General features: G+C 59.9%; 16 protein-coding genes and 2 tRNA genes. 6 read left to right on the top strand and 12 right to left on the bottom strand.

The genetic code is table 11. The features are described from left to right. Window positions 1–82: 82 nt before the first annotated feature. Window positions 83–3,358: a transglutaminase family protein gene (locus ACA041_RS02530; RefSeq protein WP_497439742.1), complete on the bottom strand. Its 3,276-nt coding sequence runs from the start codon at window positions 3,356–3,358 to the stop codon at window positions 83–85. 394 nt (window positions 3,359–3,752) lie between these two features. After that, a complete protein-coding gene (locus ACA041_RS02525) occupies window positions 3,753–6,056 on the bottom strand; it encodes a YgiQ family radical SAM protein (protein ID WP_497439741.1) in 2,304 nt (767 codons plus the stop codon). 464 nt (window positions 6,057–6,520) lie between these two features. Here ACA041_RS02525 and ACA041_RS02520 point away from each other — a divergent pair, with 464 nt between their 5' ends. Together ACA041_RS02520 and ACA041_RS02515 are read left to right on the top strand one after the other, a co-directional pair. Continuing rightward, window positions 6,521–8,365, top strand: coding sequence for a hypothetical protein (locus tag ACA041_RS02520; RefSeq protein WP_497439740.1), 1,845 nt, complete (start codon window positions 6,521–6,523; stop codon window positions 8,363–8,365). A gap of 1 nt (window position 8,366) precedes the next feature. Then, a complete protein-coding gene (locus ACA041_RS02515) occupies window positions 8,367–9,485 on the top strand; it encodes an NEL-type E3 ubiquitin ligase domain-containing protein (protein WP_497439739.1) in 1,119 nt (372 codons plus the stop codon). A 48-nt stretch (window positions 9,486–9,533) separates the two neighbouring features. On the opposite strand, the gene dnaB is transcribed toward ACA041_RS02515, so the two are convergent. From dnaB to rnr, 7 genes are all read right to left on the bottom strand, one after another. Next, complete coding sequence (gene dnaB, locus ACA041_RS02510; RefSeq protein ID WP_033055553.1) at window positions 9,534–10,928, bottom strand: replicative DNA helicase; 1,395 nt, start codon at window positions 10,926–10,928, stop codon at window positions 9,534–9,536. 120 nt (window positions 10,929–11,048) lie between these two features. Then, window positions 11,049–11,495, bottom strand: coding sequence for a 50S ribosomal protein L9 (gene rplI, locus ACA041_RS02505; RefSeq protein WP_003197251.1), 447 nt, complete (start codon window positions 11,493–11,495; stop codon window positions 11,049–11,051). A gap of 19 nt (window positions 11,496–11,514) precedes the next feature. Beyond that, complete coding sequence (locus ACA041_RS02500) at window positions 11,515–12,408, bottom strand: hypothetical protein (protein WP_497439738.1); 894 nt, start codon at window positions 12,406–12,408, stop codon at window positions 11,515–11,517. A 36-nt stretch (window positions 12,409–12,444) separates the two neighbouring features. Further along, window positions 12,445–12,675, bottom strand: a complete 231-nt coding sequence (gene rpsR, locus ACA041_RS02495) for a 30S ribosomal protein S18 (RefSeq protein ID WP_002551829.1) — start codon at window positions 12,673–12,675, stop codon at window positions 12,445–12,447. Between the two features lie 28 nt (window positions 12,676–12,703). Next, on the bottom strand, window positions 12,704–13,126 hold the full coding sequence (gene rpsF / locus ACA041_RS02490; protein WP_003217491.1) for a 30S ribosomal protein S6: 423 nt from the start codon (window positions 13,124–13,126) through the stop codon (window positions 12,704–12,706). 310 nt (window positions 13,127–13,436) lie between these two features. Then, window positions 13,437–14,204, bottom strand: coding sequence for a 23S rRNA (guanosine(2251)-2'-O)-methyltransferase RlmB (gene rlmB / locus ACA041_RS02485; RefSeq protein ID WP_497439737.1), 768 nt, complete (start codon window positions 14,202–14,204; stop codon window positions 13,437–13,439). After that, window positions 14,201–16,843, bottom strand: coding sequence for a ribonuclease R (rnr, locus tag ACA041_RS02480; RefSeq protein WP_497439736.1), 2,643 nt, complete (start codon window positions 16,841–16,843; stop codon window positions 14,201–14,203). The genes rlmB and rnr overlap by 4 nt, the downstream gene beginning before the upstream one ends. Before the next feature lie 226 nt (window positions 16,844–17,069). Between rnr and ACA041_RS02475 the strand changes: the two genes are divergently transcribed. From ACA041_RS02475 to ACA041_RS02460, 4 genes are all read left to right on the top strand, one after another. After that, window positions 17,070–17,156 (top strand) — tRNA-Leu (locus ACA041_RS02475). Window positions 17,157–17,323: 167 nt separating this feature from the next. Next, window positions 17,324–17,410 (top strand) — tRNA-Leu (locus ACA041_RS02470). A gap of 283 nt (window positions 17,411–17,693) precedes the next feature. Then, the gene (locus ACA041_RS02465) at window positions 17,694–18,704 is read left to right on the top strand and encodes an iron ABC transporter substrate-binding protein (protein ID WP_497439735.1); all 1,011 of its coding nucleotides are present in this window, start codon (window positions 17,694–17,696) and stop codon (window positions 18,702–18,704) included. After that, entirely contained in the window at window positions 18,704–20,269 is a 1,566-nt protein-coding gene (locus ACA041_RS02460; protein WP_497439734.1) for an ABC transporter permease, read from the top strand. Before ACA041_RS02465 ends, ACA041_RS02460 begins: the two co-directional genes overlap by 1 nt. Before the next feature lie 119 nt (window positions 20,270–20,388). On the opposite strand, the gene ACA041_RS02455 is transcribed toward ACA041_RS02460, so the two are convergent. From ACA041_RS02455 to ACA041_RS02445, 3 genes are all read right to left on the bottom strand, one after another. Continuing rightward, on the bottom strand, window positions 20,389–22,323 hold the full coding sequence (locus ACA041_RS02455) for a methyl-accepting chemotaxis protein (protein WP_497439733.1): 1,935 nt from the start codon (window positions 22,321–22,323) through the stop codon (window positions 20,389–20,391). 138 nt (window positions 22,324–22,461) lie between these two features. Then, complete coding sequence (locus ACA041_RS02450; protein ID WP_497439732.1) at window positions 22,462–23,751, bottom strand: adenylosuccinate synthase; 1,290 nt, start codon at window positions 23,749–23,751, stop codon at window positions 22,462–22,464. 54 nt (window positions 23,752–23,805) lie between these two features. Further along, window positions 23,806–24,993, bottom strand: coding sequence for an ATP phosphoribosyltransferase regulatory subunit (locus ACA041_RS02445; protein WP_497439731.1), 1,188 nt, complete (start codon window positions 24,991–24,993; stop codon window positions 23,806–23,808). Window positions 24,994–25,090 lie beyond the last annotated feature (97 nt).

Here is a 25,090-nt window from a genome sequence, read left to right as displayed (position 1 = left end):
CTCGGCAGACAGCTGGGAACGGTCAGACTAACGCAAGCTCATGACGCCCGGATAGACGAAAAATCCGAGCGTCGCGTGCAGTTTAGTAACGTCGTAAATCGAGTGTCATCGGTAGCTCGTCGTTAATTTCCATATTCGGTACAGGAAGTTTCCCAGGCGTGTGTCCGATGCGGAAAAAGCGCGCCATCCGCCGGCTCTCGGCTTCATTGGCGTTCACCGGCAAGCTGTCGTAGTTACGCCCGCCCGGATGGGCGACGTGATACTGACAGCCGCCCAGCGAGCGCTGCATCCAGGTGTCGAGCAAATCGAACACCAGCGGCGCATGAACCGGGATGGTCGGTTGCAGGCAGTTGGCTGGTTGCCAGGCGCGGAAGCGTACACCGGCGACGAACTCGCCGACCCGCCCGGTGGGCTGCAACGGCACTGGAATGCCATTGCAGGTCAGCAGATAACGCTGGGGCGGCAAACCCGTGAGCTTGACTTGCAAGCGCTCCAGGGATGAATCCACATAGCGCACCGTGCCGCCCACCGCGCCCTCCTCGCCCAACACATGCCAGGGTTCAAGCGCCTGGCGCAACTCCAGCTCGATGCCGCTGACCGAATAATCGCCGACCTTGGGAAAACGGAACTCCAGATGAGCCGCGAACCACTCGGCTCGCACCGGATAACCAGAGGCGTTGAGATCAACGATGACGTCGGCGAAATCCTGCTCGATAAAGTGCGGCAACAGAAACCGGTCGTGCAACTCAGTCCCCCAGCGCGCCAATTTCGGCGGCGCATAAGGATCCTTCCAGAACCGCGCGACCAACGCCCGCAGCAGCAACTGCTGCGCCAGGCTCATGCGCGCATGGGGCGGCATCTCGAACGCTCGCAGCTCAAGCAAGCCAAGGCGGCCGGTAGCACCGTCCGGCGAATACAGTTTATCGATGCAAAACTCGGCGCGGTGGGTGTTGCCGGTGACGTCGATCAGCAGATTGCGCAGCAGCCGATCCACCAGCCACGGCGCGCACTCTTCGCCTGGCGCAGGTATCTGGGCAAAGGCAATTTCCAGCTCGTACAAAGCATCGTTGCGTGCTTCATCGACTCGCGGCGCTTGCGAAGTCGGGCCGATGAACAGCCCGGAAAACAGGTAGGACAAGGAAGGGTGGTTGTGCCAATAGCTGATCAGGCTGCGCAGCAGATCGGGACGGCGCAGAAACGGTGAGTCAGCCGGCGTCGCGCCACCCAGTACGAAATGGTTACCCCCGCCGGTGCCGGTGTGCCGGCCATCGATCATGAATTTCTCGGTGGTCAGGCGGGTCTGGCGCGCTTCTTCGTACAGAAATTCGGTGCGCTCGACCAGCTCATCCCAGGTTGCGGATGGCTGTACGTTGACTTCGATTACGCCCGGGTCCGGGGTAATCCGGAAGTTGCTCAGACGTGGATCGCTCGGTGGCTCGTAGCCTTCCAGCAATACCGGGCAGCGCAGTTCCTCGGCTGTGGCCTCGATGGCGCTGACCAGCTCGAGATAATCTTCGACCCGCTCCAGCGGCGGCATGAACAGGTACAACCGCCCTTCCCGCGCTTCGGCGCAGAAGGCGGTGCGGGTCAGCCAGTCGGCGGACTCGTCGATCTTCGGCGTGCGTTCGTCAGCCACGGCTGAGGCGCCCTGGCTCTGCAATTGCGCGGTGTCTGGCAGTGGCGGGAAATCCTGGTTCGGATCCCGGGGATGGATGAAGGGATATTCTGCCGCTTTCACCCAAGGCTGCGAGCCGAGCGGCAAGCGATACCCCAAGGGCGAATCCCCAGGAACCAGACGGCAGTGCTCATCGCGCAGGTACCAGCGACCGCTCTGCCATTGATCGCCCTTGGCGGTGCGCGCCAGTGGCAGGACCTGCCCGATGACTTTGTCCAGGCCCTGACTGAAGACTTTGCGCAGGCGAGCACGCTCCAGCGGTTCTTCCAGGCGTGAGTCTTCGGCGCTGACGTTCTGCGGCAATGCTCCCTCACGCCAGAGGTAATAGAAATTGTCTTCGTAGGCCGGGAACACGAACCGTGTCGGAATTTTCAGGCGTTCAGCGACACTCGCCAGAAAACGCCCGGCCATCTCGCCATCGGCGCCATAGTCTTCCTGCTCATCGGCAATCAGCGCACTGTTGCGCCAGATCGGCACGCCGTCGCGGCGCCAGTAGCAGTTCAGCGACCAGCGCGGCAGTTGTTCGCCGGGGTACCACTTGCCCTGGCCGAAATGCACCAGCCCCTGGGGAGCGTAATGCTTGCGCATGCGCTGGAACAGTTCGGCGGACAGACGACGCTTGTCAGGCCCGAGCGCTGCGGTGTTCCACTCGGCGCCGTCCGGATCATCGATGGAGACGAACGTCGGCTCGCCGCCCATGGTCAGGCGAACGTCACCTTCGAGCAGGTCGGCATCGATCTGCCGCCCCAGTGTCTGGATCGCCCGCCACTGATCTTCGGTGTAGGGTTTGGTCACTCGCGGCGCTTCCCAGATCCGCTCCACGGACATTTCGTGGGTGAACTGGCACTCGCACGGTTCCACCAGGCCACTGATCGGTGCCGCAGAGCCCGGATCGGGGCTACAGGCCAACGGAATGTGTCCTTCGCCGGCGAACAGCCCTGAGGTCGCGTCCAGGCCGATCCAGCCGGCACCGGGCAAATAGACCTCGCACCAGGCGTGCAAGTCGGTGAAGTCCACGTCAGTGCCCGACGGGCCGTCGAGGCTTTTGACGTCAGCGGTCAGTTGAATCAGGTAGCCAGAGACGAAACGCGCCGCCAGACCCAGGTTGCGCAACAGTTGCACCAGCAACCACGCGGAGTCGCGGCAGGAACCGGAGGCATGTTCCAAGGTGTGTTCGGGGGTTTGCACACCTGGCTCCATGCGGATCAGGTAGCCAATGTCTTCGCTCAGATGCTGATTGAGTGCGACGAGGAAATCGACACTGGGCAGTGGCGTACGGTCGATGCCATCCAGGTACGCCTTGAATTTCGGCGTCAGGGGCAAGGTTTCCAGGTACGGCGCCAGCTCCTTGCGCTCATCCGCGGCGTAGGCGAACGGGATCTTTTCCGCGTAGGGCTCAAGGAAGAAGTCGAACGGATTAAAGACCGCCATCTCCGCCAGCAGATCGACTTCGATCCGCAGCTCATCGGTTTTCTCCGGGAACACCAACCGCGCCAGGTAGTTGCCTTGGGGATCCTGCTGCCAGTTGATGAAGTGCTGCTCGGGCGAGACCTTCAGCGCGTAGGACAGGATCCGCGTGCGACTGTGGGCGGCCGGGCGCAGACGAACGATCTGCGGGCCGAGTTCGACAGCGCGGTCGTAGCGGTAATGCGTGACGTGGTGCAATGCGACATGAATCGACACGGCGTGCCTCCTGCGAGCCTTGAGCGTATTGGAAAGCGCGCAAGACTTATGCCATCCAGCAAGCTGGCGCTTTCACAGAGTTACTTGAGGCAGTACAGCACCAAAATCGGGCGATGCGGGAAATTGGTTCGAAGGAGTTGCACAGAAATGTTGCGACCGGGGGTTGTCAGCCAGAATTTGCTGCGGCTGTACCGGCTCTTCGCGAGCAGGCTCGCTCCCACAGGTTTTTCTGTGGATGCGGAGTTTGTGAACGACAGAAATCTCTGTGGGAGCGAGCCTGCTCGCGAAAGGGCCAGTAGCCACACCCGATTATCTGGCGCTGAATACGTCGTTTGTTTGCCGTACACAAAAACGCCAACCCGAAGGTTGGCGTTCTGTTAACAGCGCTCAGCGTTTAGCGCGGTACAACCGGCTTGCGCGCAGGCTTTGGCCCTTTGCCTTTGGCCGCGTCCTTGCGCTCCTTGGCCGCCTGCTGGTTGCGGGCGAACGCCGCAGCCTTGGCCTGTTCACGTTTGTCCCACGGGTTACCGCCATCGCTGGCGCGCGGTGGCAGGCCAGTGTGCTGAGTCAGGATTTTGGTGGTCTTCTCCGCGGCCACTTTATGGCTGCCAGCCGGCGTCGAGTTCTTGCGACGGGCACTCTGGTAGCTGTCGGTGGCTGGCTGATGCAACGGAATCAACTGATTCTTGCCCGGCCCGATCAGGTCAGCGCGGCCCATGCGGGTCAGCGCTTCACGCAACATCGGCCAGCCCTTCGGGTCGTGATAGCGCAAGAACGCCTTGTGCAGGCGGCGCTGCTCCTCGCTCTTGACGATGGTCACGGCGTCGCTCTTGTAAGTGACCTTGCGCAGCGGGTTCTTGCCCGAGTGGTACATCGCGGTGGCGGTGGCCATCGGCGACGGGTAGAACGCCTGCACCTGGTCAGCACGGAAGCCGTTGCCCTTGAGCCACAGGGCCAGGTTCATCATGTCTTCGTCGGTGGTGCCCGGGTGGGCAGCGATGAAGTACGGAATCAGGTACTGCTCTTTCCCGGCTTCCTTGGAGTACTTCTCGAACATGCGCTTGAACTTGTCATAGCTGCCGATGCCCGGTTTCATCATCTGATTGAGCGGACCTTCCTCGGTGTGTTCCGGGGCGATCTTCAGGTAACCACCGACGTGATGGGTCACCAGCTCCTTGACGTATTCCGGCGACTCGACCGCAAGGTCGTAACGCAGGCCGGATGCGATCAGGATTTTCTTCACGCCAGGCAAGGCACGGGCGCTGCGATAGAGCTGAATCAGCGACGAGTGATCGGTGTTCAGGTTCGGGCAAATGCCCGGGAACACGCACGAAGGCTTGCGGCACGCGGATTCGATTTCCGGGGTCTTGCAGGCGATGCGGTACATGTTCGCGGTCGGGCCGCCGAGGTCGGAAATGACGCCGGTGAAGCCCGGGACCTTGTCGCGGATCTCTTCGATTTCGCGAATGATCGACTCTTCGGAACGGTTCTGGATGATCCGGCCTTCGTGCTCGGTGATCGAGCAGAAGGTGCAGCCACCGAAGCAGCCACGCATGATGTTCACCGAGAAGCGGATCATGTCGTAGGCCGGGATTTTTTCCTTGCCGTACGCCGGGTGCGGAATGCGCGCATAGGGCATGCCGAACACGTAGTCCATTTCTTCGGTGGTCATCGGAATCGGCGGCGGGTTGAACCAGACGTCGACTTCGCCGTGCTTCTGCACCAGCGCACGGGCGTTGCCCGGGTTGGTTTCCAGGTGCAGCACGCGGTTGGCGTGAGCGTAAAGAACGGCGTCGCCACGGACTTTTTCAACCGACGGCAGACGAATCACGGTCTTATCGCGGGTCATTTTCGGGCTGGCCAGAATCTGCACGACCTTGGCTTCGCTCGGATCCTCAACTGGCCCTTTCTCCTGCTCGATGGCGCAGGCCTGGGTGTCTTGCGTGTTCACGTACGGGTTGATGATCTTGTCGATCTTGCCCGGACGGTCGATACGCGTGGAATCGACTTCGTACCAGTCTTTTGGCGTATCGCGACGGATGAACGCGGTGCCGCGCACATCAGTGATGTCTTCGATCTTGTGACCGTAGGACAGACGCTGGGCGACTTCGACGATCGCGCGCTCGGCGTTGCCGTAGAGCAGGATGTCGGCGCAGGCGTCGATCAGGATCGAATTGCGAACCCGATCCTGCCAGTAATCGTAGTGGGCGATGCGGCGCAGGGAGGCTTCGATGCCGCCAAGCACGATCGGCACGTTCTTGTAGGCTTCCTTGCAGCGCTGGCTATAAACCAGGCTCGCGCGGTCCGGACGTTTACCCGCCAGGCCACCGGGGGTGTAGGCGTCATCGGAACGGATTTTCTTGTCGGCGGTGTAGCGGTTGATCATCGAGTCCATGTTGCCGGCCGCGACACCGAAAAACAGGTTCGGCTCGCCAAGCTTCATGAAGTCGTCTTTGGACTGCCAGTTTGGCTGGGCAATGATCCCGACGCGGAAGCCCTGGGACTCCAGCAGCCGGCCGATGATCGCCATGCCGAACGACGGGTGATCGACGTAGGCATCACCGGTAACAATGATGATGTCGCATGAATCCCAGCCGAGCTGATCCATCTCCTCCCTGCTCATCGGCAGGAATGGCGCTGGCCCGAAACATTCGGCCCAATATTTTGGATAGTCAAATAACGGCTTGGCTGCTTGCATGTCGATGACCGGTGTTGAGATGAAAAATCGCGGGCGCGGAATATAGCACAAAATTTAACCAATTCCGACGACAGTGGTCGGTTTCTATTTGAGCCGGTGCCTCACACCACCCGAACCGAACACTTACGCGCTTTGCAGAGACGTGAAGCGAAAAACCGGCAATGAAGCCAAATGGCCCTTCAGCCTCCCGTTTCCAGGTGCTGATGCGGCAACCATTCAAGGATGAAAAATTCATGTCGCCAAAACCGCCTCCCAGAGGCACAACCACAGCCGATATCCACACCCGCCCCACGCGACCGTCGGACGGGCACACACCGCAGGCCGACACTGTGCCACGTGTCGATTTTGGCCCGTCAACCGTGAGACTTCCTGAGAATCCCCCAGGGCCAGTCAAAACACCGGGGGACGCCGACCTTGATGCAATTACGCCTGCACCACCCGTAACGGTCAGCGAGACATCTTCCGTGCCTGAAACTGCCCCACCGCCTGCGCGACGGCCGCTGGAGCATTACTGGATCGCCTCGGCGTCTCAGCTCCCCGATGCCGACGCACAGGGTGTGAGAATCTTCAAGGGCCGTCAGTACGTCGACGTGTCCGGGGGCGGCATCGTGCATGTCGCAACAGATTCGCAGACCGGCCTGTATCGGGCCAGACTGCCAAACGAACTGCAGCCTTCAGGCCCGGTGCTGGTGCGGGACCCCGAAAGCAAGCTCTGGCACCCGCTGGATGACTTTGAGTCAACGACCTATCCATTGACCTCCACCCGCCTCGAAGCCTTCCGCACGAGTCTGGACTTCACCGGCGTCGACCCGGGCAGCGACGGGCTGCACCGATTCAATGGCAAGCTCTACATTGTCATTGAGCACCACGCCTATCAGGTCCTGCATGATCTTGGGGCATCGTCGCCGCAAACCCCCGTGATGCGCATCGTGCGGGCAGAGGATCCTGTCGCCCTGGACGACAACAACGTTTATGTCGCGACGCGCTCGGGAAGATCGGAGCCGATTGTTTTCGATCCTCAGGACGGCTGGGTGGGAACCCGTGTGCCCGGCGCGGGCGGGATGCAGGCGGGACTGAACAGTCCGTTGCAAAGGCAATTTGCCGAGCAGATCGGCCAATTGTATGCAGAGGCCGGCATGCTTGAGGCGACCAGACAGAGGAGACTCCAATTAACGTCTAGTTGGGAGAGCGCCGTTGGCACAGAAGGTGAAAGAACCGCCCTGATACTCCTGGAAGTGCAAATTCGAAGAGAACTCACGTTACTGGAAAATCTGGCCACCAAGTACGTGAACGAACGCGACTGGCTGATTCTTATCAAAGCAAACGGCGTTTATAGAAACGAACTGCATGAACTTCGGGAATTCAAAGTTGCAGGTTACAACCGTCTCATTGTTGTCAGCGATGCGCGCAAATTTCTGGAGATTCGGCCAATCAATGACGCGGCAACTGCCTATCAAGCGATCGCCGAACACCTGACGAATAAACGGAACATTCTGGAAAAGTGCCAGAAAGTTGCAAATGAGATCCAGACAAACTCGCGTTCCTCGGCGCTCGAGTTGGCCGAACTGGGTTATGACCCGACGGAGATTTATGAAGTAACTTCCGGTTGGGTCGAAGCCCGAAGCCGACTACTGACGGACGACCCAGGCAACAATGACTCCGAAGCGGCACAACTGGGCAGTTCTTTTTTGGAGACCACATCTGCATTCCGGGGGATCGAGCATATTCCCGAGGTCGCTCGCATCGCGGTGCTGACCGGTCTGCTCGACCAAAGCGCGGCAATCAGAGGCTCATACGAAGATCTCGACCTGCCGCCAGGCTCACCTCAAGCCAACTCTCGGCGTGAAATCACCGAGGCCATCCAGGCCTTCGAAACCGCACTGGAGACCCAGGTGGCGCGTTATCACCGAGACCAGACAAACACCTCGGCGCTACCGGCCCACGATCAGCCCATTGATTTCGACTTCATCCCCGCACAAGACAGAAGCGGGCCGGCACCGACGCCCAGACGAATCTTTCGCGTCAAACACCACGGAGTCTACAAAGTCAGTGTCGGTCAGCCGCGTCGCACCGTGACAAACGACGAGGTGATCGATGTCATAGACCCCAACAACCCGGCACGGGTCTTGCGAACCTACGAACGCAGGGACGGAGAATGGCGCCGGACGGTACCGGCACAAGACAGAGCCCTGCCCAGGCTGATTGCAGATGCCAATCAGCACCTGGAACAGTCGGAATCGCACCTCAACAGAGCCAGGCACGACGAGCGGGAAAGACGCAATGCCACCAATATCGTCGAGGATCAATAACGTGACCAATATATCCAGCAATCCCCTATCCAATGGCACCATGACGCAGTTGAGAAATTATGTCGCCCGCTTGATAGAAGCCGAAAATCCCATGACCGGACCGAACAATTTATTCATTACGTCTACACGCTCTCTGCACAGCAGCGCCCCCCAGGTACCAGTAGCAGAAGAACGGTTCGCGCGCTGGACCCAAGGGTTATCGGCCAGTGAAGTGTCAGCCCGACGCATTAAATGGAATGAATTGCGTAACCAAACTGGCTCGGACGGTCTGTTCAACACGCTTGCGAGGCTTGTTCACGACAGCAAAACCCATGCAGATCTTCAACGACGGGTTTGGGCGATGATCGATACCATTACCGAAAATAATCCGGACTCCGACAGTTTGCGCCGGGAATTGTTTAATCGGGCGGGCGATGCCGCCTGTGTTGATCGCGCAGCGTTCACATTCTCTAACCTGGAAACCAGGGCGATGATGCACAGCGCCCGCTCCAGAGCGAAAGATCAGACTGAAGGCCTTCAACTGTCGACGTTCTCCAGAGGTCTGTTCCGCTTGCACGAAGTCGACAAAATCGCATCGGCCGACATCGCTCAGAGCGAGGCAATAATCAACGATCCGAGGATCCCGGAAGCGGAGAAACACCCTCACCGTAATCGTTTGGCCGAGGAAGTCGAGATCAGGCTCGCCTATCGCTTCCAACTCAAGGACAGGCTGCAACTTCCGGGGCAACCCGAGAAAGCTGTCTTCATTGGCATGGGGCAAGTTTCAACGGCAGTGCTGGATGCCGCTTACAACAAAGTCGTGGCACTGGACAATTCGCCTGAAGAATTCCAGGCACTGGTGTCGAGAGAATTCTGGCAGGAATTCCTGGCCAACAAATACCAACTGCGATTCGAAGAACACCGCCAGCCGTTTCAGGATCGTATGGCGACGCTCGACGCGGCTCTTGAGGCAAGGCAACTATTGGAGGAAGCGCATGGAGCGCAAGCCAAAGACGTGCAAGTAGAGCTTGCGAAAGCTGAAGCCGTATTGATCGAAACGCTGACCAGGCAAGAACTGAGCGAGCCCCCCCTTGTTGATGTGCCGCTTGCCGGTCCTTCGGGTACGCCGCCCACGCAGTAACGATTTAAAGGGGCAGAAGGACAGCTGGCCGAATGTTTTCGGCCAGTTTTACTCGTCGTCGAAGTTGTAGCTGCCAGGCGCGAGGTTTTCAAAGCGGGTGTACTTGCCGATGAACGCCAGTCGCGACGTACCAATCGGGCCGTTCCGCTGCTTGCCGATGATGATTTCGGCGATGCCTTTATGCTCGGTTTCCGGGTGATAAACCTCATCCCGGTACACGAACATGATTACGTCGGCATCCTGCTCGATCGCTCCGGATTCGCGCAAGTCGGAGTTGATCGGGCGTTTGTTCGGCCGCTGCTCCAGGGAGCGGTTGAGCTGGGACAACGCCACCACCGGGCAGTTGAATTCCTTGGCCAGGGCCTTCAAGGAACGGGAGATTTCGGAAATCTCGTTGGTCCGGTTGTCGCCGCCCGAGCCCGGGATCTGCATCAACTGCAGGTAGTCGATCATGATCAGGGCGATGTCGCCATGCTCACGCACCAGGCGCCGGGTCCGTGCACGCATCTCCGACGGGCTGATACCGGCCGTATCGTCGATGAACAGCTTGCGATCGTTGAGCAAGTTGACCGCCGATGTCAGGCGCGGCCAATCGTCGTCTTCCAGGCGACCAGCACGGACCTTGGTCTGATCGATCCGGCCGAGGGACGACAACATACGCATGATCAGCGATTCGCCTGGCATCTCCAGCGAGTAAACCAATACGCATTTGTCGCTGCGCAGCACGGCGTTTTCCACCAGGTTCATCGCAAAGGTGGTTTTACCCATGGATGGACGGCCGGCGACGATGATCAGGTCAGACGGTTGCAGGCCACTGGTCATTCCGTCGAGGTCGGTGTAACCGGTGGACAGGCCGGTAATGGCGTTGTCGGTGTTGAACAAGGTGTCGATACGGTCGATGGCCTTGGTCAGCAGGTCGTTCACGCTCACCGGGCCGCCGGTTTTTGGCCGGGCCTCAGCGATCTGGAAGATCTGCCGTTCAGCTTCGTCGAGGATCTCTTCCGCGGAGCGACCTTCCGGATTGAAGGCGCTGTCAGCGATCTCGGTGGCAATGCCGATCAACTGTCGCAAGGTTGCCCGGGCGCGGACGATCTGCGCATACGCCTTGATGTTGGCGACGGACGGCGTGTTTTTTGCCAGCTCACCGAGGTAACCGAGGCCACCGACTTGCGAGGTCTGACCTTCCTTGTCCAATTGCTCGGCAAGGGTCACGACGTCGATCGGGGAGTTCTGGTCGGCGAGCTTGGCGATCGCGCGGAAGATGAGGCGGTGGTCATGCCGATAGAAATCGCCGTCGGAGACTTGATCGAGCACGCGTTCCCAGGCGTTGTTGTCCAGCATCAGACCACCGAGCACGGCCTGTTCGGCCTCGATGGAGTGCGGCGGCACCTTCAGGGCAGCGGTTTGCAGATCGTATTGCTCGGGAGCGGAGATATCGTTCATGGCCACTTGTTTGATTTATGAAAAGCAGGGGTTACAGAAAGACAAAGGGCACGACCTGTAAACAGGATCGTGCCCGATGTTACCGGCAAGCACCCGAGGGTGCCAGCCGACAAGTGCTGCTTAAGCTGCTACCACGACAACGCGTACGGTGGCTTCAACTTCGGCGTGCAGGTGCACGGCTACGTCGAATTCGCCTACGTTGCGGATAGTGCCGTTCGGCAGACGAACTTCGCTTTTTGCCACTTCAACGCCAGAGGCGGTCAGTGCATCAGCGATGTCGTGGGTGCCGATCGAACCGAACAGCTTGCCTTCGTCACCGGCGGTGGCAGTGATAGTCACTTCCAGCTCAGCCAGTTGGGCGGCACGGCTTTCAGCCGAAGTTTTACGGTCTGCTGCGGCTTTTTCCAGCTCAGCGCGACGCTCTTCGAACGCAGCCAGGTTGGCAGCGGTCGCAGCGGTAGCTTTGCCGTAAGGCAGCAGGTAGTTACGACCGTAACCAGCCTTAACGTTCACTTTGTCACCCAGGTTGCCCAGATTGGTGACTTTTTCCAGAAGGATCAGTTGCATGTGAAAATCCTCTTAACTTTTAACCTTCACCGTTCGCGCTATCGACGTCTTTCGGCGTCGATCGACCGCGAAAATCAATCAGGCTGTCGACGATGGCCAAGACCACCAGCAACGGATAGATCAGCTGCATGAACAGCAACAGCGTGACGTACAACCCCACCAGCCAGAACCTGGCCAGTCGCTTCTGCGCCACCAGCCCGTGAATCAGGGCCAGCCCGGCGAACACCAGCGGTACACTGCACAACGGCGTCAACATGGCCATCTGCGGACCGATGTTCGGCCCCAGAAGCATGAACGCCAGCAGCAACATCGCTGGTAAAAGCGGGAATCGGATGGCGCGAAACTCGCGACCAAAACCACCCGGGTTGTACAACAACGCCTGCCAGTAGCGCCCGACAATCAGGCTCAGCACACTGACGATTTGCAACAAAGCCGCAATCAGGCCGGTCAGGACCGGTGCAATCAGGGACGCAAAATGCGCTTGCTCGTCTACCGACAACTTCTGGTAGACATCACCGAGTAGCGACGGCATGACTTTTATCAAAGCCTGCGCCAGCATCTCGATCTGGGGACCAAAAGCCGTCCCCAGCACCACTGAAAACACCACTCCCATCGCTATGCTGACCAGCAGCACGCGGTTCCAGGATTCACTTGCGCGCAAAACCAACGCAAGGCTCCAAGACCCCAGCAGCACCAGAAGTGAGCGTGGGTCATCGGCGTAAAGCCACCAGATCAATGCCGGCAGCAATCCCAGAGCAAGTACGCTCGACGCGTCCTTCAATCCGCGCCGCAGGAGCACGAAGCATCCAGCGGCAGCACCCAACCAATACAACAACGGCAATGCAGCGCATCCGGCCACTACCAGAGTGGCCTGCATACGGCCGCGCATGATGAACTCAGCTAAGGCACGCATGCTTTCAATCCTTTGCTACGTGTCGACTGCCCGGTCTCAGCGGCCGTGGCTGTCGGTGTAGGCCAGCAGGGCCAGGAAGCGGGCGCGCTTGATAGCGGTGGCCAGCTGACGCTGATAACGTGCTTTGGTACCGGTGATACGGCTTGGAACGATTTTGCCGGTCTCGGATACATAAGCTTTCAGGGTGTTGAGATCTTTGTAATCGATCTCTTTCACGTCTTCAGCGGTGAAGCGGCAGAATTTACGACGACGGAAGAAACGTGCCATGTAATAGGCTCCTCAAAAGGTCCGTGGATTACTCGTCAGCGTTATCGCTGTTGTCGCTGTCATCACTATCAGCGCTTTCAGCGCCTTCGTGCTCAGGACGGTCGCGACGCTCACGGCGCTCACTGCGGTTTTCTTCAGCCTTGAGCATCTCGGATTGGCCGGTAACGGCTTCTTCGCGACGGATGACCAGGTTACGGATCACTGCATCGTTGTAGCGGAAGTTGTCTTCCAGCTCGGCCAGGGCCTTGCCAGTGCACTCAACGTTCAGCATCACGTAGTGAGCCTTGTGAACATTGTTGATTGCGTAGGCCAGTTGACGACGGCCCCAATCTTCCAGACGGTGGATTTTGCCGCCGTCTTCTTCGATCAGCTTGGTGTAACGCTCAACCATGCCGCCGACTTGCTCGCTTTGATCCGGGTGGACCAAAAAGATGATTTCGTAATGACGCATGAATGCTCCTTACGGGTTGTAGCCTGCCGCTCAAAAGCGGTCAGACAAGGAGTGAATGACACTTATGGACTTGCTTGCGATAGACACATGCGTGCCTGCCGTCACAGCAAGGGGCGCAATTGTAGAGAAGGGGCGGGAGAGGTGCAAGGCAATTGGTGATTATTTGAACAGTCACTGATCTTCGACCAAACACAAACCACTGTGGGAGCGAGCCTGCCCGCGAAGGGGGCATAACATTCAACATTGATGCTGAATGTTACTCCGCTTTCGCCGGCAAGCCGGTCTCGCTCCCACAGGGATTACAACTGGCTTAGGACTTCTTGGCGGTTCCGGCGGCTTTGACGCCGCGCTGGCGCAAGGCTTCGAACAGGCACACGCCGGTCGCCACGGAAACGTTGAGACTGCTGACGCTGCCCGCCATCGGCAGACGCACCAGATAGTCGCAAAGATCGCGGGTCAGGCGGCGCATGCCGCTGCCTTCCGCGCCCATGATCAGGATGGTCGGGCCGGTGAGGTCTTGCTGATACAGACTCTGCTCAGCCTCGCCCGCCGTACCGACAACCCACAAACCACGCTGCTTGAGCTTTTCCAGGGTGCGCGCCAGGTTGGTCACGGCCACCAATGGAATCACTTCCGCTGCGCCACAGGCGACTTTTCGTACCGTTGGAGTCAACGTGGCCGACTTGTCTTTCGGCACGATGACCGCCAGCGCGCCTGCCGCATCGGCAGAGCGCAGGCAAGCGCCGAGGTTGTGCGGGTCGGTCACGCCGTCGAGCACCAGCAACAGCGGCGCGCCTTCGGTGCGATCGAGCAGTTCGTCGAGCATCGCCTCGCCCCAGACCTGGCTCGGGCTCACTTCCGCCACTACGCCCTGGTGCACGCCATCGACCCAGGCATCCAGCTCGCGACGCTCGGCGTTGCCGACCGCTACGCGATTCTGGTTCGCCAGCTCGATCAGCGTCTGAACCCGCGGATCGCTGCGGCCTTCGGCCAGCCAGATCTGCTTGACGCGCTTGGGGTGGTGACGCAGCAACGCTTCTACGGCATGCACGCCGTAGATTTTTTCCAACTGACTCATGACTTGGCCTTAGGTTTACGTACCCCGCCGCTTTTGGCAGCTGGAGCGGAACCCGCTTTCGGCGGGCCCTTGCGGTGTTTACTCGGTTTGGCTGGTTTGCCGCCGGCAGCCTTGTCAGGCGCCGACCGTCCGGTCTTTCCCCCAGACGCCGCTTTACCGCCGCTTTTCGCTTCAGACAGCAAGGCCTGCTTCAATTCACGGCTTTTACGCAGCTCGGCATTTTTCGCCGCAGCATCGCTTGGGCGATAGGCTTCGACAGCCTTTTCCTTGGCAGGACGACGACCGGTTTTCGCCGGTGCAGGCTCAGCAGCGGTTTTAGCAGCCGTCTTTGCGGCTGGCTCGGTTTTTTCCGTTCCGCGCTTCTTGCGGCCGATCGGCGCGCTGATGGTTTTTTCAGCCATCTCGAAGTCGATCTTGCGTTCGTCGAGGTCGACGCGCATTACGCGCACTTCAACGGTATCGCCAAGGCGGAAGCTGCGGCCGGTACGTTCACCGGCCAGGCGGTGATGCACAGGATCGAAGTGGTAGTAGTCGCCCGGCAGCGCGGTGACGTGCACCAGGCCTTCGACGTAGATGTCGGTCAGTTCGACGAACAGGCCGAAACCGGTCACGGCGGTGATCACACCCGGGAACGACTCGCCTACGCGGTCTTTCATGAACTCGCACTTGAGCCAGTTCACCACGTCGCGGGTCGCTTCGTCGGCACGGCGCTCGCTCATCGAGCATTGCTCGCCGAGCTGCTCCAGGATCGCCTCGTCGTACGGATAGATCCGCGCTTTCGGAATGGTCATCGCACCGGCACGGCGAACGTGCGGGGTGTCCATTTTCGAATGGATGACGCTGCGGATCGCCCGATGCGTGAGCAAGTCGGGGTAGCGGCGGATCGGCGAGGTGAAGTGGGTATAGGCTTCGTAATTCAGGCCGAAGTGACCCTGGTTATCGGCGCTGTACACCGCCTGACTCAACGAACGCAGCATGACGGTCTGGATCAGATGGAAATCCGGACGGTCCTTGATGCTCGCCAGCAATGCCTGGTAATCCTTCGGCGACGGGCCGTCCTTGCCTTTGTGCAGGGACAGGCCGAGCTCGCCGAGGAAGGCGCGCAGTTTTTCCAGACGTTCCGGTGGCGGGCCATCGTGGACGCGATACAGCGCAGGAATTTCGTGCTTTTTCAGGAATTCGGCGGTGGCCACGTTGGCCGCCAGCATGCATTCCTCGATCAGCTTGTGCGCGTCGTTGCGAACGGTCGGGCGGATTTCGGCGATCTTGCGCTCGGTCCCGAAGATGATCCGGGTTTCCTGGGTTTCGAAATCGATCGCGCCACGCACGTGACGAGCGGCCAGCAGCACTTTGTACAGTGCGTAAAGCTGCTTGAGGTGCGGCAGAACGTCGTTGTACTCGCCGCGAAGCTGACGCGCCTCGGTGAGTTTCGGCGTTTCGAGCATGGCGCTGACCTTGTTGTAGGTCAGGCGGGCATGGGAGTGAATAACCGCTTCGTAGAAGCAGTAGTCGGTCATCTCGCCGGATTTGGAGATGGTCATCTCGCAAACCATGGCCAGGCGATCGACGTGCGGGTTCAGCGAGCACAGGCCGTTGGACAGCTGCTCAGGCAGCATCGGAATCACGCGCTCGGGGAAGTACACCGAGTTGCCGCGAACCTGGGATTCGTTGTCCAGGGCCGAACCGATTTTCACGTAGCTGGAAACGTCGGCGATCGCCACGTACAACTTCCAGCCACCGGAGAACAGGCGCAGCTTGCCTGGCTTGGCTTCGCAGTAGACCGCGTCATCGAAGTCGCGTGCATCTTCACCGTCGATGGTCACGAACGGCAGATGGCGCAGGTCGATGCGCTTCTCTTTGTCTTTCTCTTCGACTTCCGGCTTGAGCTTGGCGGCTTCTTTCAAGACCGCTTCAGGCCAGACGTGAGGAATGTCGTAGGTGCGCAGAGCGACATCGATCTCCATGCCCGGCGCCATGTAGTTGCCCACGACTTCAACCACGTCGCCTTGCGGCTGGAAGCGTGGCGTCGGCCAGTGAGTGATCTTCACTTCGACGAACTGACCGATCTTGGCGCTGGCATTGCGGCCCGGTGTCACCAGCACTTCCTGCTGGATCTTCGGATTGTCCGCCACCACGAAGCCAATACCGCCCTCTTCGAAGTAGCGACCGACGATGGTCTCGTGGGCACGGGAGACCACTTCGACGATCATGCCTTCGCGGCGACCGCGACGGTCCAGGCCGGAAACGCGGGCCAGGGCACGGTCGCCATCGAACACCAGGCGCATTTGCGCCGGGCTCATGAACAGGTCGTCACTGCCGTCGTCCGGGACCAGGAAGCCGAAGCCGTCACGGTGACCGCTGATGCGGCCGAGGATCAGGTCGAGCTTGTCCACCGGCGCATAGGTGCCGCGACGGGTATAGATGAGCTGAGCGTCGCGCTCCATGGCACGCAGGCGGCGGCGCAGGGCTTCGATCTGGTCTTCCGTGATCAGACCAAACTCTTCGACCAGCTGCTCGCGGTTAGCAGGCGAACCCCGATCAGCAAGGTGCTGAAGGATCAGTTCGCGGCTAGGAATAGGGTTTTCATATTTTTCCGCTTCACGAGCGGCCTCGGGATCGAGGGACTGCCAATCGGCCATTAGAGAGTTTTCACCTTGTCTATATGCGGGTTAGTTTGGCATAGGCGTAATGAAACGGGAAATTTCAGGCTATGACAGCCCATCTAAAGCCCTTTATCGACACCGCAACGCTGATTTAAATGCCACTGGTAAAATTTTCCAGGTTTTTTTGATGCCAGGGGTTTACAGTTAAAAAGACGCTCCGTATAGTGCGCGCCATCGACGACGCACTAGCGTTGCCGATACTGCCCAGATGGTGAAATTGGTAGACACGCCAGCTTCAGGTGCTGGTGACCGCAAGGTCGTGGAAGTTCGAGTCTTCTTCTGGGCACCAATTTCGAGCTTGAGATTAGATCAATTTCAAGGCTCGCACAAAAACCCGCGAAAGCGGGTTTTTTGCATTTGAGACTTTTGATTTATCAAAATCAAATCAGGGGTTTACAGATCAAAAAGCTCTCCGTATAGTGCGCCACATCAACAGCGGCAACGCTTGCGATGAATGCCCAGATGGTGAAATTGGTAGACACGCCAGCTTCAGGTGCTGGTGACCGCAAGGTCGTGGAAGTTCGAGTCTTCTTCTGGGCACCAATTCAAATTCAAGGTCAGTACCTTGAATTTCACAGAAACCCGCGAAAGCGGGTTTTTGCGTTTCTGCCATTCGAAAACGACACGCCCCCCCTGTAGGAGCGAGCTTGCTCGCGAAAAACCTGAGAGCGCCGCGGGGTATCAGGTTTACAGCGTTATCGTTCACGCCCATCGCGAGCAAGCTTGCCCCTACAGAAGTAATGTCCATCCCGCAAGCGCACTTGAGAAACAATATCGTTTATCATTGTTGCAAGATTTTGCAATGCGACAGTGAGGAACCCTGCGAATGATGTTTCGAAATACCCTGCGCCGCGGCCTGGCCCTTACCCTGCTTGGCCTGGCACTCGCTACCCCCCTCACCCAGGCCGCCGATCCAGTTTCCCTGACCCTCTATAACGGGCAACACAAGGAAGTCGGCGACGCCATCGCCAAAGCGTTCGAAGCCAAGACCGGCATTCACGTCAATGTGCGCAAGGGCAGCAGCAACCAGCTCGCCAGCCAGGTTGTCGAGGAAGGCGATCGCTCCCCTGCCGACGTGATCTACACCGAAGAATCACCACCGCTGAACAAACTCGGCGAACAAGGCCTGCTGGCACAGACAGACGCCACCACCCTCGCCGTTCTGCCCAAAGACTACGTCGCCGGCAATGGCACCTGGATCGGCATTACCGCGCGCGTTCGCGTGGTCGCCTTCAATCCGAAGCTGATCGATGAAAAAGACCTGCCCAAGTCGGTGATGGAATTCTCCGATCCAAAATGGCAAGGCAAGGTCGGCTTCGTGCCTACCAGCGGCGCCTTCCAGGAGCAGGCCGTGGCAATCATCAAGGTGCATGGCATGGATGCGGCCGAAGAATGGCTGACCGGTTTGCGTGCGTTCGGCAAAACCTACAGCAACAACATGGTTGCGCTGAAAGCTGTGGAAAACGGCGAAGTCGCTACCGTTCTGGTGAACAACTACTACTGGTTCGCCTTGCAGCGTGAAAAAGGTCAGCTCGATTCGAAACTGCACTATTTCACCGGTGGCGACGTCGGTGGGTTGATCACGGTTTCCAGCGCAGCCGTGTTGAAATCCAGCAAGCACCCAAAAGAAGCCCAGCAATTCCTCGCCTTCATGGCCAGCGAAGAAGGCCAGCGCGTGATCACCCAGACCACCGCCGAATACCCGCTGCACAAAGGCATGGAATCGGATCGCGGGCTCAAGCCGTTCAGCGAATTGCAGGCGCCGAAAGTCACCCCTGCCGACCTGGGCAATGCCGAAGAAGCCCTGGACCTGGAACGTGACGTTGGCTTGAACTGATGAGCGCATCGTTACCCGCCCCGGCCTTGCTCGGGGGTTATGTACCACGGCGCAAGCGGCCGTCGATCTGGCTGTTGCTGCCGGTCTTGCTGCTGGTCATGCTCAGCCTGCTGCCGCTGGCCTACGTTGGGCTCAAGACCTGGCAGGCCGGATGGGCCGAGGCGTTGCACCTGCTGTGGCGGCCCTATGTGTTCGGACTGCTGCGCAACACCTTGGCACTGATGGTCGGTGTCACGCTGGCCTGCGGCGTGATCGGCCTGTCGCTGGCCTGGCTGCTGGAACGCAGCAATCTGCCGGGGCGGCGCTTGTGGGGGGTGATCCTGTGCCTGCCGTTCGCGGTGCCGGCGTTCGTCAGCAGTTTTACCTGGGTGTCCCTGAGCGCGCATTTCGAAGGCTTGGGCGGGGCGATCCTGGTGATGACCCTGTCGAAGTATCCGCTGATCTTTCTGCCTGTCGCGGCGACCCTGCGCAATCTTGATCCGTCCCTTGAGGAGTCCGCACGGACCCTCGGGCAGAACCGCTGGGGCGTGTTTTTCAGAATCACCCTGCCGTTGCTCTGGCCGTCATTGCTGGCCGGCTCGCTGCTGATCGCCCTGCACATGCTGGTGGAATTCGGCGCCCTGTCGATCATAGGCCTGCAAACCTTCACCACCGCGATCTATCAGCAGTTCGAACTGGAATTCAGCAACGCCAACGCAGCGATGCTGTCGGCGGTGCTGCTGGCGCTCTGCCTGGTGTTGTTATGGCTTGAGCTGCGAGTACGTGGCAAAGGTCGGCACGTGCGCACCGGCCAGGGCGCAGCGCGGTGTGCGGAGCAGGTTCGTCTGGGACCGTGGACAGTCGCCGGACAGGTTTACTGCCTGGCACTGGCGATCATCGGCAGCGGTGTTCCGCTGGGGATGCTTGCGTACTGGCTGGCAGTAGGTTCGTCGGCGGCCTTCCCGGTGGCGGCGATCAGCGAAGCGCTGCTGTCCTCGCTGGCGCTGTCGCTGGGTGGCGCTGCGCTGTGCCTGGTGCTGGCGGTGCCGGTGGGATTGCTGGTGGTGCGCCATAAAGGCCGACTGGCGATCTGGGCCGAGCGCTTGCCGTATCTGCTGCATGCACTGCCAGGTCTGGTGATTGCGTTGACGCTGGTGTATTTCGCCCTGCACTACGTGCCGGTGCTGTACCAGACTTCGGCGTTGCTGCTGATTGCTTATGCGTTGCTGTTTCTGCCGCTGGCGCAGGCGCCGATTCGCACGGCACTGAACAAGGCGGCACCGCAACTGGAAGAGGCTGCACGCACGCTGGGGGCTTCGTCCTTCAGTGCATTTTGCCGAGTGACCCTACCGATCATCTTCCCGGCGCTGGGCGCGGCTTTTGCGCTGGTGTTCCTGGATGCGATGAAGGAACTCACGGCGACGCTGTTGCTGAGTCCGACCGGACTGAACACCTTGGCGACGGAGGTTTGGGCGCATACCGCGAACGTGGAGTTTGCGGCGGCGGCGCCTTATGCGGCGTTGTTGATAGTGGTGTCGGGGTTGCCGGTTTATTTGCTCACGACGCGGATGTATCTGAGCCGCTGACATTGCCTTCGCGAGCAGGCTCGCTCCCACAGTGTTTGTGGGTGGACACAAATTTGTGAACACCTCAAATCCAAGGTGGGAGCGAGCCTGCTCGCGAAGGGGCCAGCCCTGACAACAGATTACGCCCTGAACTGCCCCAGGCTCGCCTTCAACTGCGCCGCCAACCCATCCAGCACCTTGCCACTGGCCGTGGTTTCCACCACCGCCTGAGCCGCCTTCTCGGCTTGCGCATGAATGATCTCGACCCGCCCACGCACCGCTTGCGCCCCTTGCGCCTGATGCGCCGCCGCCTGAGTTGCCAGACCGATCGCCGCATGCACCTGCTCGACCGATGCCTGCACCGACTGCTGCAACCGCGCACTGTCACGCAACACCAGTAAACCTTCGCTGGCCTGGCGCCCGGCCTGACCGATCGCAGCCACCGCCTCACGCGCGCCCTCCTGCAGCGCGACGATATGCGCCTGGATGTCGCCCGTGGAACTCTGGGTCTTGCTGGCCAACGCCCGCACTTCGTCAGCCACCACCGCAAACCCTCGGCCGGTCTCGCCAGCCCGGGCCGCTTCGATGGCTGCGTTCAGTGCCAGCAGGTTGGTCTGCTCGGCGATCCCGTGAATCACCGTCAGCACCACTTCAATCTGTTCACTCTGCTGCGCCAGGCGCTCGATGACTTTCGAACCGGTATCGACCTGCCCGGCCAGTGCCTCGATCAGGCTGCCGACCTTCGCCGAAGTCCGGGTGTTTTCATCGGTGGCCGATCGAATGTCCACCACCTGCTGCAAGGCCGCCTGCATGGCATGGCTTTCAGACTGAGCGTCATCCGCCATCTGCGACAAGGCCCGCAAGCTCTCGGCCACTTCATCACGCTGCATGCCCGCCGCCGCATCAGCACCGGCATTGCGCAACGTCATGGCGCCGATTTCCACGCCGGTGCGCTGGGCCACATCGCCCGCCTCACGCACGATTGGCTGCAACTTATCCACAAAGCGATTGACCGCCGAGGCCATGTCGCCGATTTCGTCCTTGCTGTTGATCTGCACGCGCTTGGTCAGGTCACCCTCCCCTGCGGCCAGGTCGTCCATGGCGGCAATGAGCATTTTCAAGCGGTTGACCACTCGCCGGCCCAGCACCACCGCGAGCAGCAACAGCACAGCGAAACCTACGACCGCCAGGCCCATGCCGATGCGCCAGCGCAACGTCGTCGCCGCTTCCTGCACAGTGGCGGTGGTGTTGGATTTCATCTCGGACGCAGTGGACTGCGCCGACTGCAGCCGCGCGCGCATCGCCGTGGCGCTGTCAGCCGCCGCACCTTTGAGGCTATCGCCCACCAGCTCATCGCTGCTGGCGATCAATGCCAGGAAACGCTTGTCCAGCGCCGCCACGTCGGCCTCCACCGATGCAGTCGAGACGCCCATCAACACCTTGCCGATTTCCACGCCATTGGGGTTGATCGAGGCTTCGAGGTAGTAGACCGACGGATCGTTCTTCGCCGCGTCCAGCACCTTGTCCAGCGCGCGCTCACCCTGGCCTTTTTCCAGCAGGGCCTTGTTGATCGGGTTTTCCCGGTTGAGGTAGCGCGTCAGGTGCTGCCCCGTAGCATCGTCGTAGACCACGAACAGCACGTTGGGATTGCGCTGGGCGCGGCGGGCGAACTCGGACAGGGTCGGAACGTCGCTGTCCCACATGGCGCGAGGGGCGACCGAGGCCAGAAGCTGCGCCATATCATTGGCGGAATCCTTCAGATCCTTCTCCAGCGTCGCACGCAGTTGTACCTGCTCGTCCTTCAAGCGCGAGGACAAGCCGGCCGTAAGGCGCTGACGAGTGTTGGTCGAGAGGCTATCGAGGCTCGACGTGACTTCACGCCCTGCCTGTTCCAGTTCGCCGGAGAGTTTTTGACTGTCGGCACCCAGGCGCATGGCCAGGTCGGCCTCCAGCGCGGTCACCGTGCTCCGCGTCAGGGCGACAGCCACCAGCACCTGCACCAGAAGGGCGATACCAAGGGTAACGAACACAGGCCGCAATAGACGGCTTTGTAACAGTGAGAGAACGGCCGACACAGGAAATCCCTCTGCATTGACGCCATTAAATTGATGGCACGCCAGAAAGAATAATCACAGCAAAGGTCATGCCGTCTCACAGGCACAAACGACAAAGGGCCCAATCAAGGACCCTTTGTGTTTTACATCAACGACTTATTAAGCGAACGGATGACGCAGAACGATGGTTTCGTTGCGGTCCGGGCCCGTCGAAATAATGTCGATCGGCGCACCGATCAGCTCTTCAACGCGCTTGATGTAGGCACGTGCGTTGGCTGGCAGCTCTTCCAGGGATTTGGCACCCACGGTCGACTCGGTCCAGCCCGGCACTTCTTCGTACACAGGCTGCAGACCCACGTAGCTGTCAGCATCAGTCGGGGCAACATCCTTACCTTCTGCATCTTTGTAGCCGACGCAGATGTTGATGGTTTCCAGACCGTCGAGTACGTCCAGCTTGGTCAGGCAGATGCCCGAGATGCTGTTCACATCGATAGCACGACGCAGGATAACAGCGTCGAACCAGCCACAACGACGGGCACGGCCGGTCGTCGCGCCGAACTCGTGACCTTGTTTGGCCAGGTGCGCACCGACTTCGTCGAACAGTTCAGTCGGGAATGGACCCGAACCTACACGCGTGGTGTAAGCCTTGGTGATGCCCAGGATGTAGTCCAGGAACATCGGGCCAACACCCGAACCGGTAGCAACGCCGCCAGCGGTGGTGTTAGAGCTTGTCACGTACGGGTAGGTACCGTGGTCGATGTCCAGCAACGAACCTTGGGCGCCTTCAAACATGATGTCTTTGCCTGCGCGACGCAGGTCGTGCAGCTCGGCCGTCACGTCCAGCATCAGCGGCTTGAGCAGCTCAGCGTATGCTTTGCATTCGGCCAGGGTCTTGTCGAATTCGATGGCTGGCTCTTTGTAGTAACCAACCAGCATGAAGTTGTGGTAATCCACCAGTTCACGCAGCTTGTCTTCAAAGCGCGGCATGTTGAGCAGGTCGCCAACACGCAGGCCACGACGCGCAACTTTGTCTTCGTACGCCGGGCCGATGCCGCGACCGGTCGTACCGATCTTCAGCTCGCCACGGGCCTTTTCACGGGCCTGGTCCAGCGCTACGTGATAGGACAGGATCAGCGGGCAGGACGGGCTGATACGCAGACGCTCGCGCACCGGTACGCCTTTCTCTTCCAGCTTGATGATTTCCCGCAGCAGGGCGTCGGGTGCAACCACCACGCCGTTGCCGATCAGGCACTGCACGCCTTCACGCAGCACGCCCGACGGGATCAGGTGCAAGACGGTTTTTTCGCCGTCGATCACCAGGGTGTGACCCGCGTTGTGGCCACCCTGGTAGCGCACTACGGCGGCAGCATGTTCGGTCAGCAGATCAACGATCTTGCCTTTGCCCTCATCACCCCATTGGGTGCCCAGGACTACGACATTCTTACCCATAACACTTGTCCTCATTCGCGCAAACTTGGTGCCGGCCGCAGCCGGCGGGAAAACTCAAGAAGCCAGTGGCGATACTTGCCAAAGCCCGTTCTGCTGAATCAATTGCCGGTCGCAGTCCGCTTCACGGGCGGCGGCCAATGGTTGCCCAGGCAATGCCTGAACGACACGCTGACCCTCACTGCGCAACTGGCAAACCTGCTGCCAGAGTGCCGCATCCGTACTGTCCGGCATCCAGATACCGCCAGACGGTAACTCGATATCAGCACGCCCCAGGGTCACCAGGGTTTTCAAATCGGTAGAGAAACCGGTTGCCGGACGAGCACGACCGAAATCGGCGCCGATGTCGTCGTAACGACCGCCTTGGGCAATGGACTGGCCGACACCCGGCACGAACACCGCGAACACCACACCGGTGTGGTAGTGGTAACCGCGCAACTCGCCCAGGTCGAAGTACAGCGGCAGCTCCGGGAAACGCGTGGACAGTCGCTCGGCAATCGCCAGCAGATCGTCCAGGGCAGCCAGCACCGGGGCCGGCGCATTCGCCAGACGCTCGCGGGCAGCGCTCAATACTTCACGACCGCCACACAGGTCGACCAACGCTCGCAGCATGCCTGACAGATCGGCAGGCAAGCCTTCGGTCAAGGTAATGACCTCGTCGATGGCCTTGCGTTGCAATGCATCGAACAACTGTTGCTCGACCTCACCGGACAAACCGGCAGCGCGGGCCAGACCGCGATAGATGCCGACATGGCCAAGGTCCATGTGTACATCCGGCACATCGGCCAGTTGCAGCATGGCCAGCATCAGGCTGATGACTTCCACGTCGCTGCTCGGGCTGGCATCGCCATACAACTCGGCGCCCAGCTGAATCGGGCTGCGCGAAGACGATAATGCGCGCGGCTGAGCGTGCAGTACGCTACCGGCATAGCACAGACGACTCGGGCCTTCGCGACGCAGGGTGTGCGCATCGATGCGCGCCACTTGCGGCGTGATATCGGCACGGAAGCCCATCTGCCGGCCCGATTGCGGGTCGATGACCTTGAAGGTACGCAGATCGAGGTCCTGGCCCGCGCCGGTCAGCAGGGATTCCAGGTACTCGATATGGGGAGTCACGACAAACTCGTAACCCCAGCTCTGGAACAGATCCAACACCTGGCGACGCGCTACTTCGATGCGCGCCGCTTCTGGTGGCAGTACTTCTTCGATGCCATCTGGCAGCAGCCAGCGGTCTACCGTTGCCATTACGCCTTCCCCTGTGATCCGGGCGGCAAGCCTTTGGGCGAGCCTTGAGTGAAGCAGAAAATGATCGGCCATGTGCACAAACCACGCGCATGAACAA

The sequence above is a fragment of the Pseudomonas sp. LBUM1676 genome, assembly GCF_059695605.1.
This window is presented reverse-complemented; position numbering and strand designations above follow the sequence as displayed.